The organism is Rhodococcus tibetensis (assembly GCF_024438035.1).
GTDB lineage: Bacteria > Actinomycetota > Actinomycetes > Mycobacteriales > Mycobacteriaceae > Rhodococcus_F > Rhodococcus_F tibetensis.
On record NZ_JANFQF010000008.1, the window covers coordinates 46,752 to 62,495 of the forward strand.

The 15,744-nt window shown below is 66.3% G+C and carries 13 protein-coding genes; 7 read left to right on the plus strand and 6 right to left on the minus strand.

Annotated features, from left to right (window positions below; all coding sequences use genetic code 11):
* The first annotated feature begins 48 nt into the window (after positions 1-48).
* Positions 49-414, plus strand: a complete 366-nt coding sequence (locus NOF53_RS11365; RefSeq protein WP_255968251.1) for an SPW repeat domain-containing protein — start codon at positions 49-51, stop codon at positions 412-414.
* Between the two features lie 81 nt (positions 415-495).
* Positions 496-1,149 carry a TetR/AcrR family transcriptional regulator gene (locus tag NOF53_RS11370; RefSeq protein ID WP_255968253.1) on the plus strand — a complete coding sequence of 218 codons (654 nt, stop codon included), beginning with the start codon at positions 496-498 and terminating at the stop codon, positions 1,147-1,149.
* On the opposite strand, the gene NOF53_RS11375 is transcribed toward NOF53_RS11370, so the two are convergent.
* The 4 genes from NOF53_RS11375 to NOF53_RS11390 all read right to left on the minus strand — a co-directional run bounded on the left by NOF53_RS11375 (position 1,137) and on the right by NOF53_RS11390 (position 6,608).
* Positions 1,137-1,931 (minus strand): glutamate racemase, encoded by a 795-nt coding sequence (locus NOF53_RS11375; protein ID WP_255968255.1) that lies wholly within the window; start codon positions 1,929-1,931, stop codon positions 1,137-1,139. The genes NOF53_RS11370 and NOF53_RS11375 overlap by 13 nt on opposite strands.
* A gap of 32 nt (positions 1,932-1,963) precedes the next feature.
* Entirely contained in the window at positions 1,964-3,145 is a 1,182-nt protein-coding gene (locus NOF53_RS11380; protein WP_255968257.1) for an NAD(P)/FAD-dependent oxidoreductase, read from the minus strand.
* Between the two features lie 135 nt (positions 3,146-3,280).
* On the minus strand, positions 3,281-5,812 hold the full coding sequence (locus NOF53_RS11385) for an ABC transporter permease (RefSeq protein WP_255968259.1): 2,532 nt from the start codon (positions 5,810-5,812) through the stop codon (positions 3,281-3,283).
* A gap of 4 nt (positions 5,813-5,816) precedes the next feature.
* A complete protein-coding gene (locus NOF53_RS11390) occupies positions 5,817-6,608 on the minus strand; it encodes an ABC transporter ATP-binding protein (RefSeq protein ID WP_255968261.1) in 792 nt (263 codons plus the stop codon).
* A gap of 222 nt (positions 6,609-6,830) precedes the next feature.
* On the opposite strand from NOF53_RS11390, the gene NOF53_RS11395 reads away from it, so the two are divergent.
* From NOF53_RS11395 to NOF53_RS11415, 5 genes are all read left to right on the plus strand, one after another.
* Positions 6,831-7,655 carry a DUF3159 domain-containing protein gene (locus NOF53_RS11395; RefSeq protein ID WP_255968263.1) on the plus strand — a complete coding sequence of 275 codons (825 nt, stop codon included), beginning with the start codon at positions 6,831-6,833 and terminating at the stop codon, positions 7,653-7,655.
* 71 nt (positions 7,656-7,726) lie between these two features.
* A complete protein-coding gene (locus tag NOF53_RS11400) occupies positions 7,727-9,289 on the plus strand; it encodes a long-chain-fatty-acid--CoA ligase (RefSeq protein WP_255968265.1) in 1,563 nt (520 codons plus the stop codon).
* Between the two features lie 19 nt (positions 9,290-9,308).
* Positions 9,309-9,710, plus strand: a complete 402-nt coding sequence (locus NOF53_RS11405) for a YchJ family protein (protein ID WP_255968267.1) — start codon at positions 9,309-9,311, stop codon at positions 9,708-9,710.
* A 24-nt stretch (positions 9,711-9,734) separates the two neighbouring features.
* Positions 9,735-10,334, plus strand: coding sequence for an AMIN-like domain-containing (lipo)protein (locus NOF53_RS11410; RefSeq protein ID WP_255968269.1), 600 nt, complete (start codon positions 9,735-9,737; stop codon positions 10,332-10,334).
* A 97-nt stretch (positions 10,335-10,431) separates the two neighbouring features.
* Positions 10,432-12,330, plus strand: coding sequence for an ABC transporter ATP-binding protein (locus NOF53_RS11415; RefSeq protein WP_255968271.1), 1,899 nt, complete (start codon positions 10,432-10,434; stop codon positions 12,328-12,330).
* A 3-nt stretch (positions 12,331-12,333) separates the two neighbouring features.
* Here the strand turns inward: NOF53_RS11415 and NOF53_RS11420 are convergent, their stop codons facing one another.
* Both NOF53_RS11420 and treS read right to left on the minus strand, forming a co-directional pair.
* Positions 12,334-13,725 carry a maltokinase N-terminal cap-like domain-containing protein gene (locus NOF53_RS11420; RefSeq protein ID WP_255968273.1) on the minus strand — a complete coding sequence of 464 codons (1,392 nt, stop codon included), beginning with the start codon at positions 13,723-13,725 and terminating at the stop codon, positions 12,334-12,336.
* A complete protein-coding gene (gene treS, locus NOF53_RS11425; protein ID WP_255968275.1) occupies positions 13,722-15,557 on the minus strand; it encodes a maltose alpha-D-glucosyltransferase in 1,836 nt (611 codons plus the stop codon). Before treS ends, NOF53_RS11420 begins: the two co-directional genes overlap by 4 nt.
* Between the last annotated feature and the right edge of the window lie 187 nt (positions 15,558-15,744).

Sequence of the window (15,744 nt, forward strand, 5' to 3'; positions counted from 1 at the left end):
TCAGGCGTGTACTCGAAGTGGACACAATCCGTTTCGAGGAGGCTGGACATGAAGTCGTGGAGTCGCATGCAAGATATAGCGGCCATCGTGATCGGAGTCTTCGCGGCGCTCTCGCCGCTGTGGCTCGACACGAACAATGCCGCCCGGTGGTCCCTGATCGTGCTGGGCGCACTCGTGGCGCTGTCCGGTCTGGTCCACATGTTCCGTCCGGATTTCACGATGGCCGAGTACGCGATGGGCATCTTCGGTGTTCTGTTGTTCCTCTCCCCCTGGGTGATGAACTTCGATGGACTCCGGGGAGCGTCGTGGACTGCGTGGGTGGTCGGCGTGCTCGCGGTGGTCGTGGCCGTCACGGCGATGCCGGTGATGAGTTCCCGGATGCACGGACACGGAGGACTTGCCACACATCACTGATCCGTGCCGCATACCGAGAACACCGATTCGAGCGGGGCGAAGGACGGCCTTCGCCCCGCCGTTCACGTCCGGAAATGGCCCATGCACACACCTCATCTCGGAATACCCGGCGTTACCCCACCCCGCAAAGGACGGCGCCGGCGTAGCGCGAAGGTGGACGGCGATGCCCGGGAACTGATTCTCGATGCCGCCGAATCCCTCATTGCTACACACGGATTCGACGCTACGTCCACCGCCTCGATTGCGTCCGCCGCACGCGTCCCGAAGGGCTTGGTGTTCTACTATTTCCCGGCCAAGACCGACATTCTCCTGGCCTTGCTGTCCGAACGGCTGCCCACCGAACCCTTTCGCGATCTCGGTCCCCTCGTGAGTCCTGGCGATCCGGCGGCGAGTCTGGTAAATCTCGACGCCGCGTTGAATCTGCGCGACCACCACTCGTCGGTGATGCGAGTGATCATCTGGCGTGAGGCCGAGACCCATCCGGACGTCCGCGCCCACTTGCGGCGGTTCCGCGACTACCTCAGCGACATCACCGAGAGACTGCTGCAAGCCAGCTCGCCGTACCCGGTGCAACCGGGCACGCTGCGTGCGTGCGCGACGGCCTGGGTGGCTGCCATGTTTTCCATGGCGGGCAACGATCGTCTTCACGACCTCGACGACCTGCCACGCAGATACGGCGACGAACTCGACAACGTGGCGCGCGTGGTGGCCGCCGGGATGGTTCAGCTGGGCTGAGACGCGCCCGCTGCGAACAGCCGACCGACCGGGAACGTACTCGCGGCCTCAGGAAGGCTGCCGTGACTGCCACTCAGGTAGACCGTAACGGTGCCGGAACGACCGTCTCGTGCCTCCTCACCGTCACCCGGTACACCGAGTGCGTCGATGCGGCGAATCGTCTGCGCCGCCACCGCTTCCGCACTGTCGAACAACTGCACTCCCGCGGGCAGACTGGCCGCGATCTCGTCCGCCACCAGCGGGTAATGAGTGCACCCCAGCACCACCGCCCCCACACCGTCGGGTGTGCGTGCTGCGGCCGAGGCGATGGCTGCGGAGGCCGCCTCGCGCTCACCCCGATCGATGGCCTCGGCGAGCCCGTGACACGCAATGCTCACGACGGAACCATCGTTGCCGAAACGCTCGATCAGATCGGCCTGGTACTTGCTCGCGGTGGTTGCCGCTGTCGCCCAGATCGCCACCGAGTCACAGGCGGCGGCCGCGGGCTTGATCGCCGGCACCGTACCGATCACGGGGATGCCCGGTCCGACGAGTTCCCGCACGTGCTCCAGGGCGGTGACACTCGCCGTGTTGCACGGCAGCACGATCACCTCCGCGCCGCGGTCGACGCAGCGCTGCGCGGTGTCGAGGACACGATCGATCACCCACCGTTCCGGTTTGGGGCCCCATGGGGCGCCGTCCGGGTCGAGCGCGAGGATCAGATCCAACTCTGGGCGCATCGTGCGTAACCACAACGCGGTGGGCAGCATCCCCAGGCCCGAGTCGATGAGCGCAACAATCACCGGTCGAATCTATCGCGTCCTCCCACGCTGCCTTACGCCGACGCGGCCTCGAGGACCTCACCGATGGGTGTACCGGCTGCAATCTTGGCCCGCATCTTCATCACGGCACCTGCCATCCCGGCGCCGACGACTCCCGAGAGGATGCCGTCACGCTCGTAGTACGCGAGGAACTTGCGTCCGTCGTCCTTGACCACGTGTACCTCGTCTGTACCGGCCAGTGCGCCCAGTGCCTGGATCTTGAGGCCGTACTGGTCGCTCCAGAAGTACGGAACGTGCGCGGCGGGACGTCCACCCGCCGTTCCGGTGAGCGCGCCGGCAACAAGCTTGGCCTGCTCACCTGCGTTACTCCAGTGCTCGACGCGCTTGCGGCCACCCACCTGCAGCTGCCACGCGGCCACGTCGCCGACGGCCCACACGTGCCGAACGCCCGTCCGGCCGACACCGTCGCACACCACGCCGTTGTCCAGTTCGACCCCCGAACCCTCGAGCCATCCGGTGACCGGGGTCGAACCGACACCGATCGCGACGACGTCGGCGGTCACCTCGCTGCCGTCGCCGAGCACTGCCCCGGTGACCTGATCGGTCCCGGTCAACGACTGCAAACCCACCCCCGCACGGAGATCGACGCCCTCGTCGACGTGCAGGCGCGCGATCAGACCACCGATCTTCTCGCCCAGGATCGACCCGAGTGGAGTGGGTTGCGGTTCGACGAGCACCACCTCCAGCCCACCGGCCCGCATGCTCGCCGCGAGTTCGCAGCCGATGAAACCGGCACCCACGATCAGCGCACGCTGGGCATCGGCCAGGTCCGACCGCAGCGCGAGGCACTCGTCGATGGACCGAAGAACGTGGACGCCGGCCAATTCCGGCAGACCGGGGATGCGGCGCGGCACGAGGCCGGTGGCGATCACCAGTTCGTCGTAGCTCACCTCGGAGCCGTCCACGAGTCTCAGGATGCGGGATTCGGGGTCCAGGGAGGCCGCCTCGACCCCGAGGCGCAGTTCGATGTTCTGCTCGTCGAAGAACTCACGCGGCCTGAGCGTGGTGTCACTCTTCTCACCGCGCACCACTTCCTTCGACAGCGGCGGCCGGTCGTAGGGCAGGTGTGGCTCCCCCCCGAGCAGAACCAGGTCGCCCTCGTACCCGGCCCGCCGGAGTTCCTCCGCTGTGCGCAGGCCTGCCAAGCCCGCCCCCACGATCACGATCTTTTGCACTGCCGGTACCTGCCCCATCTGCCCAGGGACCGGACGGCGAGTGGTTGACCACTGCGGCACGGGCACCATGAGCGCCATCACATCTGTGCCACAAGTCATACCAAACCCGTCGCCGCGGCGCTCGTCCCCCGTGGGTCAGAGGTCGGCGATCGCCTCGAGCGGACGGGTGCGTGCCGCCCGGCTCGCAGGCCACAACGCCGCGAGAACACCGACCACGCCGGATCCGAGAAGCATGGCCGTCACCTGCCCCCACGGCACCGTCACCTGCTCGAGCCCCTGATCCTTCAGCGTGCTGACGAAGCCCCACCCGAAGGCGATACCCAGCAACACCCCGACGGCCGCGCCGAACACCGCGATGAGCATCGATTCGAGATAAATAGTGCGACGCATCTGCGCACGCTGCATCCCGACGGCGCGGAGCATGCCGATCTCGCGGCGTCGTTCCACCACGGACAGTGCGAGCGTGTTGATGATTCCCAAGATCGCGATCACGACGGCGAGCGCGAGCAACCCGTAGAGGATTGCGAGGAGGGTGTCGATCTGCGCCCCCTGAGTTCCCTTGAACTGCTCGCGGTCCTGTACCTGAACGACGACGAACTGCTTGGTCGCGGATTCGAGGTCGGACCGTAGTTGCGTCAGGTCGGTTCCCGGCTTCGCGTCGATCAGCACCGTGAATGCCGGCAGGGTCGCGGCAGGCATCACCTGCCGGTACACCTCGTCGGAGACTACCCACTCACCGATCAGCTGGTTGTCCTCGAACACGCCGGCAACCTCAGCGTCGACGACCTTGCCGTCAGCGCTCTTCATCGGAACCGTCGTACCGAGGGTCCAGCCCTTGTCCGCGGACGCCGTGCGGGAGACCAGCAGGTGATTGGCCGTCAGGTCGGCGGCACCCTCGACGAGGTCATAGTCGAGCACCCCGTCGATCGGGCCTTCGAGCGAGGCACCCTGCTCGGCTTCGTCGTCGACCGTGACGGACACCGGGTGCAGGGCGGTGGCACTCTGGACGCTGTCGAGATTCCGTACGGCACGTGCGGCACCGGACGGGACACCGATCTGGTTGGGTCCGGTAAGGATGTAGTCGGCGGTCACCCCCACGTCCACCAGCTGGTTGACGCCCGTCTTGGCGGAAGAACCGAACACGCCGATCACCGAGACGAGCATCAGTCCCAGCGTCAAGGCAAACGCGGTGGCGGCCGTGCGCCGGGGATTGCGGACGGCGTTGGTACGCGCGAGCCGGCCCACCGGCCCGAAGGGTTTCGCGAGGACGGCTCCGAGTGCGCCGACCACCGGCCGCGACAGTGCCGGCGCGGCGAACAGCACGGCCAGGATCAGCCCGAGGGCACCGACACCGACCACTGCGGCCGCGCCGCCGCCTGTTCCGCGCGAACCGACGACGAGTCCCACCACACCGAGTGCGCCCAGCACCGCGCCCACGATCGTCCGGATCCGCAGGGAGTCCCCGGTGGAGGCGAATTCTTCCCGCATCGCGGCCACAGGCGGGACCTTGGCCGCTCGACGGGCCGGTGCGTACGCACTGACCGTCGTGACGACGACACCGATCACCAGGGCGACGAGGATCGTCCGTGGTCCTACCTGGAGCGGTCCCTCGGGGAGACCGAGGTCGAACGCGTTGAGCAGTGCACGCAGACCGTAGGCCAGGCCGATACCGGCGGCGATTCCGATGGCACTGCCGATCACCCCCACGACGAGCGCCTCGAAGACCACCGACCGGCCGACCTGCTGACGGCTGGCACCGATCGCACGAAGCAGAGCCAACTCACGCAGTCGCTGAGCGACGATCATCGAGAAAGTGTTGTAGATGATGAATGTGCCCACCAGAAGTGCGATCGCACCGAAGGCCAGCAGGAAGTAGTTGACGAAGCTCAGCGCCTCCGAGATCTCGGCCTTGGTCTCCTCGCGCACCTCGTCGCCCGTCTGCACCTTGGCGTCGGGGAGGGCCGCGGCGATCCTGTCCCGCAGATCCGACTGCGACAGACCGGTTCCCGCGACATCGACGTACTCGACGTGCTCACCGTCGGTGAACAGCTCACGCGCCTGCGAGTCTACGAATGCGGCGCTGAGGAAGCCACCGGTGTCGTTGCCCGTGGAATAGATACCGGACACCGTCACGTCCACCATGCCGCGGGCAGGTACCAAGACCTTGGTGGTGTCGCCGACCGCGAGACGGGCCCGTTCGGCGGCACTCGCGTTGACCGCGATCTGGCCGACCTGGGCGGGCGGGGTGCCTTCGAGATACTCGTCGGCCTCACCGAGGGCCTGGTCCGGCGGTAGGTAGGACTCCCCGACGCTGGGCGCTCCCCCGGTCTGCACGGCGGCCCCGTCGGAGTCGATGAGGACGATCTGCCCACTGACCGCAGGCGCTACCTTGCGGACTCCGTCGACCGCCACGAGCGTGTCCACGTCACCGAGAGGAATGCCGCGCGAATTCGCCTCGGCGCTCGACACCCGGACGTCGACGCCCTGCGCCGTGTTCTCGAAGATCGAATCGAAGGTCTTCTGGAGTGTGTCGGTGAAGACGAAGGACCCGGCGACGAAGGCAGTGCCGAGGACGACGGAGAGCACGGTCAGAGCGAGCCGCACCTTGTGGGCGGCGAGATTGCGCAGAGAAACCTTGCGCATGGGAGCACGAGACGTGGACGCCATGCCGTCACACCACCGCGTCCGTGGCGAGTGCGTGGGCGCCACCGGACACCGATGCCGGCTCGTCGAGCCGCTTCATCGTGTCGAGTACCGAATCGGCGGTGGGATCACGCAGTTCGTCGACGATCTTTCCGTCGGCGAGGAACACCACCCGGTCTGCGTACGCCGCCGCACGCGGATCGTGAGTGACGATGACAACCGTCTGGTGGAACTCGTCGACCGCTGCACGCAGGATGGACAGCACCTCTCCCGAGGACTTCGAGTCGAGGTTTCCGGTGGGCTCGTCGCCGAAAATGATTTCCGGCTGCCCGGCGAGCGCTCTGGCACACGCCACCCGCTGCTGCTGTCCGCCCGACAACTCGCCGGGGCGATGCTCGAGACGGTCCTGCAAACCCAGTTTGTCCAGTACGTTCTCGAGCCAAGCCGCGTCGGGCCTGCGACCCGCGATGTCGAGCGGAAGCGTGATGTTTTCGAGGGCAGTGAGGGTCGGCACCAGGTTGAACGCTTGGAAGACGAATCCGATGCGGTCCCGACGCAACTGCGTCATCTCCTTGTCCGACAGCGTCGTCAGCTCGGTGTCGCCGATGAGCACGGAACCCGAACTCGCCGAGTCCAATCCGGCGAGGCAATGCATCAACGTCGACTTGCCGGACCCGGAGGGCCCCATGATCGCGGTGAACTCACCACGGGCGAACTCCGCGGATACCGCGCTGAGCGCGTGGACCTGGGTGTCGCCGGTGCCGTAGGTCTTCGACAGCTCGACAGCACGGGCAGCGACAGCGGGGGCATGCGTGCTCATGATCGCCTTTCGTCTTCTTCTGTGGCGGCCCCACCCCGTGGTGACGGGTCGGGCCGGCGCGCGGGGCGCACTCCACCATCTTGTCGACAGGTGGGGCGGGCCGCCATGGGGGACCACCCTGATCTTTCGCGCCCGACGGTCGTGGAGCGGCATCGCGGAAACCCTGAGCAGCGTGAGGGACGGGCTGAGAGAATTCGGACACACCGCGCGAAGGAGAAGCTCATGACCACTGAGTCCCCGAAGCCCCGAGCAGGCGCGCGATTCGTCGACGCCTTCCTCCAGTCGCCCTTCGCCGGACTGGCGCCGTGGGTGGTGATGTCGCTGCTGTCGGGTCCGGGGCGGTTCGAGGAGTCGGTCGCCACCGCTCTCGGGTTGTCGATCCTGTTCCTCTTTCTCGGCCATCGCCGCGGCGGAACCCTCAAACCCCTCGAAGTGTTCGACATCCTCTACTTCGGCTGCCTCGCCACTATCGGACTGTTCGCCTCCGACAGCGTGATCACGTGGCTGGAGAAGTGGTCCGGTGAAATGTCGAGCCTGGCACTGGTCGTTTTCGCGTTCGGCTCGCTGCTGCTGCGCAATCCATTCACCCTGCCGTACGCGAAAGAGACGACACCCGAAGAGTATTGGAGTTCACCGTTGTTCCTCGCGGTCAACCAGCTCATCACACTGGTGTGGGCGCTGTCCTTCACGGTGTCGGCGGTTGCTGGGTTGTACGGCGACGCGGCGTTGGACCAGCCGGACAACTTCTGGACGGGCTGGATCATCCCGATCGGGGCGCTGCTGTTCGCGCTGTCCTTCACCGAGTGGTATCCGGACGTGGCGAGCGCGCGGGCGCCACGGGAACCCGGACAACCGGAAGAGGTGGCACCGCCTCTCGTGAAACTGTTCGATTTCCTGGCGCCGTTCGCGGTGGGCGTGGGCGTCGCCATGCTCGTCACCGACAACGACCCGGACTGGCTGGCCGCCGCCCTCATCGTGGTCGGCGTAGTCGCCGGCGCCGCGTTTCGCCGCACCGGCGCACGCAGGCCGGCCGGTTCCGCCGGGTGAGGGCAAAACCGTCCTGAGCCGACCCCCGGCCACTAACCTTGTGACTGATGTCACACAGGAGAGGTGGGCGCATGTCGGACGCCGCGAACGAAATCATCTTCGACCGGCTCGCGCACTGGGCGCAGGTCCGACCGAACAATATCGCCGTCCAGTTCCAGGGCCGCGAGTACACGTGGTCCGGGTGGCGCGACCGCATTCTGCAGATCGCGGGAGCCTTGGCTGAAGGTGGCATACGGCACGGTGACACGGTCGCCTTCCTCGACAAGAACCACCTGTCGTGTCTGGAGGTGACCTACGCGGCGGGTTTGCTCGGAGCGGCCGCGGCGGTTCCCAACTGGCGGCTCGCCGGCGAGGAACTCGACTACGTGATCAACGACTGCGGTGCCCGAATACTGTTCGTCGGGAACGAGTTTCTGCAACAGGTCATGGCGCTGCGCGATCGGTTGACCGGTATCGAGCAAATCGTCACCGTGGGCGGTGAGCACGACGAGTTCGAGCCGTGGCTGGCGGAGGCGCACCCGCTGTGGCGACCCCCCGCCGTGGATGCCGAATCGACGACGTTGATTCTCTACAGTTCTGGAACCACCGGTCGGCCGAAGGGTGTGCAGCTGACGCACCGCAATCTGAGCGCCCACAGCGTCGACGCGCTCGCAGTGCTTCCCGCCCGGGAGGACGACTGTTTCCTGGTGGCCATGCCGCTCTTCCACGTCGGTGGTAGTTGCTACGCGATCATGGGAATCCACGCCGGCGCTCGATGCCATGTCGCGCGGGAGGCCGATGCTCCGTCACTGTTCGCCGGTCTCGCCGCGGGGGCCAACATCGCATTTCTCGTTCCCCCGGTGATCGCCGGCGTCCTGGCTGCAGGCGAACAGGCCGTTGCCGCCTTCGGCGCACTCCGCCGCATCACGTACGGGGCGGCGCCGATGCCACTGCCGCTGCTCCGTAGCGCGCTGGCTGCGTGGCCCGCGACGGAATTCGTCCAGGTGTACGGCATGACCGAATGCGCCGGTGTCGTCACGGCTCTCCTCCCCGAGGTGCACCGGGACGACACGCAGGTCGAGAGAATGGCCTCTGCGGGGCAACCCATTCCGGGGGTGGAGATGCGCATCGTGGACCCGGTCACCACCAAGGACGTCGCTCCCGGCGAAACCGGGGAACTGTGGTGGCGATCGGAGCAGCGGACGCCCGGATATCTCGGCAAACCCGAGGCGACAGCCGAAGCGATCACCGCGGACGGGTGGCTTCGCAGCGGAGACATGGGACGCGCGGACGCGGACGGATTCGTCTACATCGAGGATCGCCTGAAGGACATGATCATCACGGGCGGCGAGAACGTCTACTCGCCCGAGATCGAGCGCGTGCTCGTCGAACACCCAGCAGTGGCCGAGGTCGCGGTGATCGGTGTGCCCGACGAGCATTGGGGGGAAACCGTGAAGGCGATAGTCGTTCCCGTCGAGGGCGCCGCGGTCGACCCGGACGAGCTGATCCACTACACGCATCAGCGTCTCGCGAAGTTCAAATGCCCGACCAGCATCGACGTCGCCGAAGTGCTGCCACGAAATCCGACCGGAAAGATCCTCAAGCGTGAACTGCGCGCACCGTACTGGAAGGACCGCAGCCACAAGCTCGTGTGAACGCCTCCATACTGGAGGCGTGACCGGTCGATGCCCCTGCCTGCTCGGTGAGCCCTACGACGACTGCTGCGGACGGTTCCACCGCGGCGAGGCCACGGCCCCGACCGCCGAGCGGCTCATGCGGTCCCGCTTCAGCGCCTTCGCCGTCCTCGACGCCGACTATCTCCTGGCCACCTGGGATCCGCGTACCCGGCCTGCGGATCTGGACCTCGACCCCTCGCAGCGGTGGACCCGGCTCGACATCCTCGGGTCGAGCGGCGGCGGACTCCTCGACACCACCGGCACGGTCGAGTTCCGGGCCCACTTCGTGCTCGACGGCGAGCGCGGCTCACTCCACGAGAACAGCCGATTCGTCCGTGCCGACGGTCTCTGGCTGTATCTCGACGCGATGGCGTCGGGGCGGCGGCTCCCACGTCTCTGATCACCCTCGGCTTAAAATCGCATCATGACCAACCACCGGATCGGCCCCGCCGCTGTGTTCGCCGCCTGCGCGCTGGCCCTGACACTCACCGGATGCTCGGAGTCGAACTCCGCCAGCAGTGTGGCGGCGACGTCACCTGCCGCGGCGACCACGAGCACCGCACTCGGATCCGAGGCGGCGCCGATCCCGACCGACGCGTCGCCGAAATCGTCCGAATCGTCGGGCTCGGCGAAGTTGACGGTCACCGACATCCGGATCGGGCAGCACGAAGGTTTCGATCGAGTGGTCTACGAACTCGGTGGAACGGGCACGCCCGGCTGGCGGGTCCAGTACGTCGACGAGGCCGTTCAGGACGGGAGCGGCAAGTCGATCCCGATGTCGGGCAACGGGATCCTTCAAGTACTGATCGACGGCTCCGCGTACCCCTTCGACAGTGACGTGGAAGGTTATGCCGGGCCGAACCCACTCCCCGGGCAGCCCGGCGGGACGGTGACCGAGGTCAACGGCGCCCTCGTCTTCGAAGGCGTCACCCAATCGTTCATCGGCGTGACGCAGCCCGACCGTCCGTTCACGGTCTCGAGCCTGTCGGGACCGACGAGGATGGTCGTCGACATCGCGAGGTAGGCGATCGGCGCAGCGCTTGACCTCGAGTTCGGTTCAGGTTCTACCGTCGTGTCACACCCACGCTCTACCGTGTGGGTAGCGACAGGAGGCCGCCGACATGAGCATGGAAGTCACGGCGTGGAACGCGATGTACAACGCGATGCACGCCCAGGAAGATCGTCGACCGTTCTCTCGCACCACACTGCGACGGATAGCCCGATTCGCTGCCCCGCACCGGCGGAGCCTGGCATGGTACCTACTGCTCAGCGTGATCACCGCGGCGCTGGCGGTGGCCACACCGGTGCTCGCCGGCCGCGTGGTGGAGGCGATCATCGACGGCGACCCGGTGTCCGCGGTGGTCCGCCTGGCAGGACTCATCGCGATCATCGCCGTACTCGAGGCGGCACTGGGCCTGTGGACGCGGTGGTTGTCGGCCAGTATCGGCGAGAACCTGATCCTCGATCTACGGACCGCGGTCTTCGACCACGTGCAACGCATGCCCATCGCGTTCTTCACCCGCACGCGCACGGGCGCACTCGTGAGCCGCCTCAACAACGACGTGATCGGAGCACAGCGCGCGTTCAGTGACACCCTCTCGGGAGTCGCGGCCAACCTCGTGACGCTCGGTATCACCCTCATCGTCATGATCGGAATTTCCTGGCAGATCACGCTGCTCGCGCTGCTGCTGTTGCCGATCTTCGTCCTGCCCGCCCGCCGAATGGGTGCCCGGCTGGCCCAGCTCAACCGGGAAGCCGCCAATTACAACTCGGTGATGAGCACCCAGATGACCGAACGGTTCTCGGCACCGGGCGCCACCCTCGTGAAGCTGTTCGGCCGCCCGTCGGAAGAGTCCGCCGAATTCGCGGTGCGGGCACGACGGGTCCGCAACATCGGGGTCCGGACGGCGATGCTGCAGTCGGTGTTCGTCACCGCACTCACGCTGGTGTCGGCGCTGGCGCTGGCCCTCGTGTACGGACTCGGCGGGTTCTATGCACTGCGCGGTCAACTCGATGCCGGTGCCGTCGTCGCCATGGCGATGCTGCTCACCCGGTTGTACTCACCGCTCACCGCCTTGGCCAGTGCCCGCGTCGACGTAATGAGCGCGCTCGTCAGTTTCGAGCGTGTCTTCGAAGTTCTGGATTTGAAGCCGCTGATCCAGGAGAAGCCCGACGCCACGGTAGTGCCCGACGGCCCGGTGTCGGTGGAGTTCCGGAACGTCGAATTCGCCTATCCGGCCGCAGACAAGGTGTCGCTGGCGTCGCTCGAGGAGGTCGCGACCCTCGACACCCGGGAGGGTGTCGAGGTTCTGCATGGAGTGTCGTTCCGTGCCGAACCCGGCCAGATGGTCGCACTGGTCGGATCGTCGGGGGCCGGAAAGTCCACCATTGCCCAGCTGGTCCCGCGGCTCTACGACGTGGATGCCGGCACGGTCGAACTCGGTGGTGTCGACGTCCGGGATCTCACCGCCGACTCCGTCCGCGCCACCGTGGGAATGGTGACGCAGGACGGGCATCTCTTCCACGACACCGTGCGCGCCAACCTCCTGCTCGCCCGCCCCGGCGCCTCCGCCGCCGAACTGGACGAAGTGCTGGAACGTGCCAGGCTCACCGAACTGGTGGCGGCGCTGCCCGACGGCCTCGACACGGTGGTCGGCGAACGCGGCTATCGGCTCTCCGGCGGTGAGCGACAAAGACTGACCATCGCCCGACTACTACTCGCCCATCCGCGCGTCGTCATCCTCGACGAGGCCACCGCACACCTCGACTCGACGTCGGAGGCGGCAGTGCAGGAAGCACTAGGTGAGGCGCTGACCGGACGAACGGCCGTGGTGATCGCGCACAGGCTCTCCACCGTCCGCGCCGCCGACCTGATCCTCGTGATCGAGGCTGGACGCGTCGTCGAACGCGGCACCCACAGCGAACTCCTCGCGCTGGGCGGCCGCTACGAGGAGCTGTACCGCACCCAGTTCGACACCGGCACCCAGTCGTCGCCCACCCTCACCGAGGTGCTCCACTGACGGCTACGCGGTCAGTCGGCGGATCGCCTCGAGGGGCAACGAGATCCACCGCGGCCGGTTCCGGGCTTCGTACACCACTTCGTAGACTGCCTTGTCCAGTTCGTAGGCGCGGAGCAGGACCGATGAGGACCGTGGGTCGGTACCCGACACCGAGGCATATCCCTCGCAGAAGGCTGTTCCGTTGCGGTGGGCCCACTCACGTGCGCGGAACTCGCGCTGCGACGCTGCCGCTTCCGTCACGGAGTCGGCGAGCAGATGGTGCGCGGCGTAGTCGAAGGAACGCAGCATGCCCGCGACGTCGCGCAGGCTGCTGTCCGGTTCGCGGCGCTCGGCCAGTGTCTTGGCGGGCTCGCCCTCGAAGTCTATGAGCAACCACCGTTCGGGCGTTCGAAGCACCTGGCCGAGATGGAGGTCGCCATGGATCCGCTGCACGGTGATGCTACCCAGTGTCTCGGCTTCCGCGAACCGTTCGCGGACGGCCGGTGCCACCTCCGCCAACTCGGGTACGATGGCGCCGGCCGCTTCGAGCCTGCGCAACATCGCCGCCACCGTCGTGGACGTCGCCGCCTTGTCCTCGGTACCGAGCGCCTGCGCGAGGGTGGCGTGCACCTCGGCGACCGCAGCACCCATCCGGTACGACTCCCCTGCGAAGTCGGTCCCCACCTCGTCGGCGCGGAGATCCGCCTCCATCAGAAGGTCACGCACGCTACCGAGTGCCATGGTCCACCCGTCCGCAGAATTGGCCGCGAAGTCCTGGACCATCGCCAGGGTCGTTTCGATGCCTCCCACGTCGGATTCGATCCATGCGCGCAAGGTGGCCACGTACTCGCTGCCCGCCTCACCCAGTACCCGGTGCATCTCCACGTCCGGGTTCGTCCCCGGCGTCACGAGCCGAAAGATCTTCATCAGCAGCTTGTCACCGAGTACGACAGACGTATTCGACTGTTCGACGCCGAGTGTTCGTCCCCGCAGACCGGATTCGATGACGCTTCCGGGAGCGCTCCGGAGCCGGATCGGCCCCGATCCCTGCGGCGACGCGAGCCGTTCTGCGTAGAGATCGATCACCTCGGCGTCGTGCAGGCCGTCGTAGGCGAACCACTCCTGCTCGCCGCTTCCTTCGGGTGCAGGTAATGCCCAGGGCACGAGGTCGTCGGGAAGGTGACTGCGGAAACCGAGCGGCACCTGATAGACCTGCGGCGGTCCGCTCTCGAAGTCGACCGACACCAGAAGGTGATCGGCTGTGAACCCCGGCATACCGGCGAGGGGCTGCCGCAGCAGGATCCGGACACCGGCGATGGTGTTCCCCTTGGCCGCGAACCAGCGGCGCTCTGGCAGCCACTGCGCGAGTTGCGCCTCGAGGATGTCGTCGGGGATCGTGTTGATCGGTTGATTCACGGCTGTACCGCCTGTTCTGCCTCGCTGCTCACCGGGTGACGGTCCGTAGTTCCGTCGTCCCGTGGATCGGGTTGCAGGGCAAACCAGAAGAAGCCGTGCCCCGGCAAGGTGACCATGTACCCGTCGTCCGTGATCGGTGGGAACGGAACCGATCCGGTGAGTTCCACCGGGATACGACCGGAGTACTGCGACAAGTCGAGGATGACGGCCTGCGGATACCTCGACAGGTTGTTGACACACAGAATGACATCCGCATATGCCCGTTCCGGGCTCGGCGGCGTCTCCCGCACATACGACAGCACGGCGGGGTTGGCGCTGCCCAGTTCTGTGAACGATGCGGTACCGAACGCCGGATGCTGCTTCCGGACCTGGATCATTCGCCGCGTCCAGTGGAGCAGGCTGTTGGTCGAGTTCATCTGCGCCTCGACGTTCACCGACTGATATCCGTACGTGGGGTCCATGATGACCGGCAGATACATCCGGGCCGGATCCGCCCGGGAGAACCCGGCGTTGCGGTCGGGGGTCCACTGCATGGGGGTACGGACGGAGTCCCGATCGCCCAGCCAGATATTGTCGCCCATACCGATCTCGTCGCCGTAATACAGGACGGGAGAGCCCGGCAGGCTGAGCAGGAGCGCCGTGAAGAGCTCGAGCTGGTTGCGATCGTTCTCGAGCAGAGGCGCGAGACGACGGCGAATACCGATGTTCGCCTTCATCCTCGGGTCCTGTGCGTATTCGGCATACATGTAGTCGCGCTCCTCGTCGGACACCATCTCGAGCGTCAACTCGTCATGGTTCCGCAGGAAGATTCCCCACTGGCACGAACTGGGAATCGGCGGTGTCTGCGCCAGGATCTCCGAAATCGGGAAGCGGTTCTGCCGCCGCACTGCCATGAAGATCCGCGGCATCAGAGGGAAGTGAAACGCCATGTGGCATTCGTCGCCGACATCCGGTTCACCGAAGTACTCGACCACATCGGAGGGCCACTGGTTCGCCTCGGCGAGCAGTGCGCGGCCGGGGTACTCGGCATCCATCACGGCACGGCACTTCTTCAGGAACGCATGCGTCTCGGGCAGATTCTCGCAGTTGGTGCCCTCTCGCTCGAAGAGGTAGGGGACGGCGTCCAACCGGAATCCGTCGATTCCGAGGTCGAGCCAGAACCGGAGCACGTCGATCATGGCGTCCTGAACTTCGGGGTTGTCGTAGTTCAGATCGGGCTGGTGGGAGAAGAAGCGATGCCAGTAGTACTGCTTGCGCACCGGATCCCACGTCCAGTTGGACGTCTCGGTGTCGACGAAGATGATTCGCGCGTCCGGATACCCCTCGTCGGTGTCGGACCACACGTAGAAGTCGCCGTATGGGCCGTCGGGGTCGCTCCGCGACTCCTGGAACCATGCGTGCGTGTCCGACGTGTGGTTCATGACGAGGTCCGTGATGACCCTGATCCCGCGCCGGTGCGCCTCGTCGAAAAGGTGAACGAAATCCTCGACGGTACCGAATTCCGGTAGTACAGCGCGGAAGTCACGAATGTCGTAGCCGCCGTCACGCAACGGGGAGTCGTAGAAGGGCGGCAACCACAGGCAGTCGACACCGAGCCAGGACAGATAATCGAGCTTCGATGTCAGGCCCTCGAGATCGCCCGTGCCGTCTCCGGAAGAATCGTAGAAGGCGCGGACCAGAACCTCGTAGAACACTGCGGTCTTGAACCACTCGTGGTCCACCGTCAGTTCCCGGGCATGGGAGAAATCTTCGGACCGCGCCTCGACTATATGGCCCTCCAGATCGTGTTCCGGCTCGGCATTGACGGAGGGCGACGGTTCTTCCAGGGGCATTAGCACCTCGGTATGCGACTCGATCACAGGAACCGCGAAGTTCCTCGGACACTTTCTCGATCGTAGGGCGGGGCAGCCGGACGCGCTCGGAACGCGTGCGGTGGCGTCCCCCGCTCGGACGTCATCAGATTCCCGGGACTCCGAGGCAAATGCGGACAGAAAATGTCCTCTATCAGCGCGAGACTGG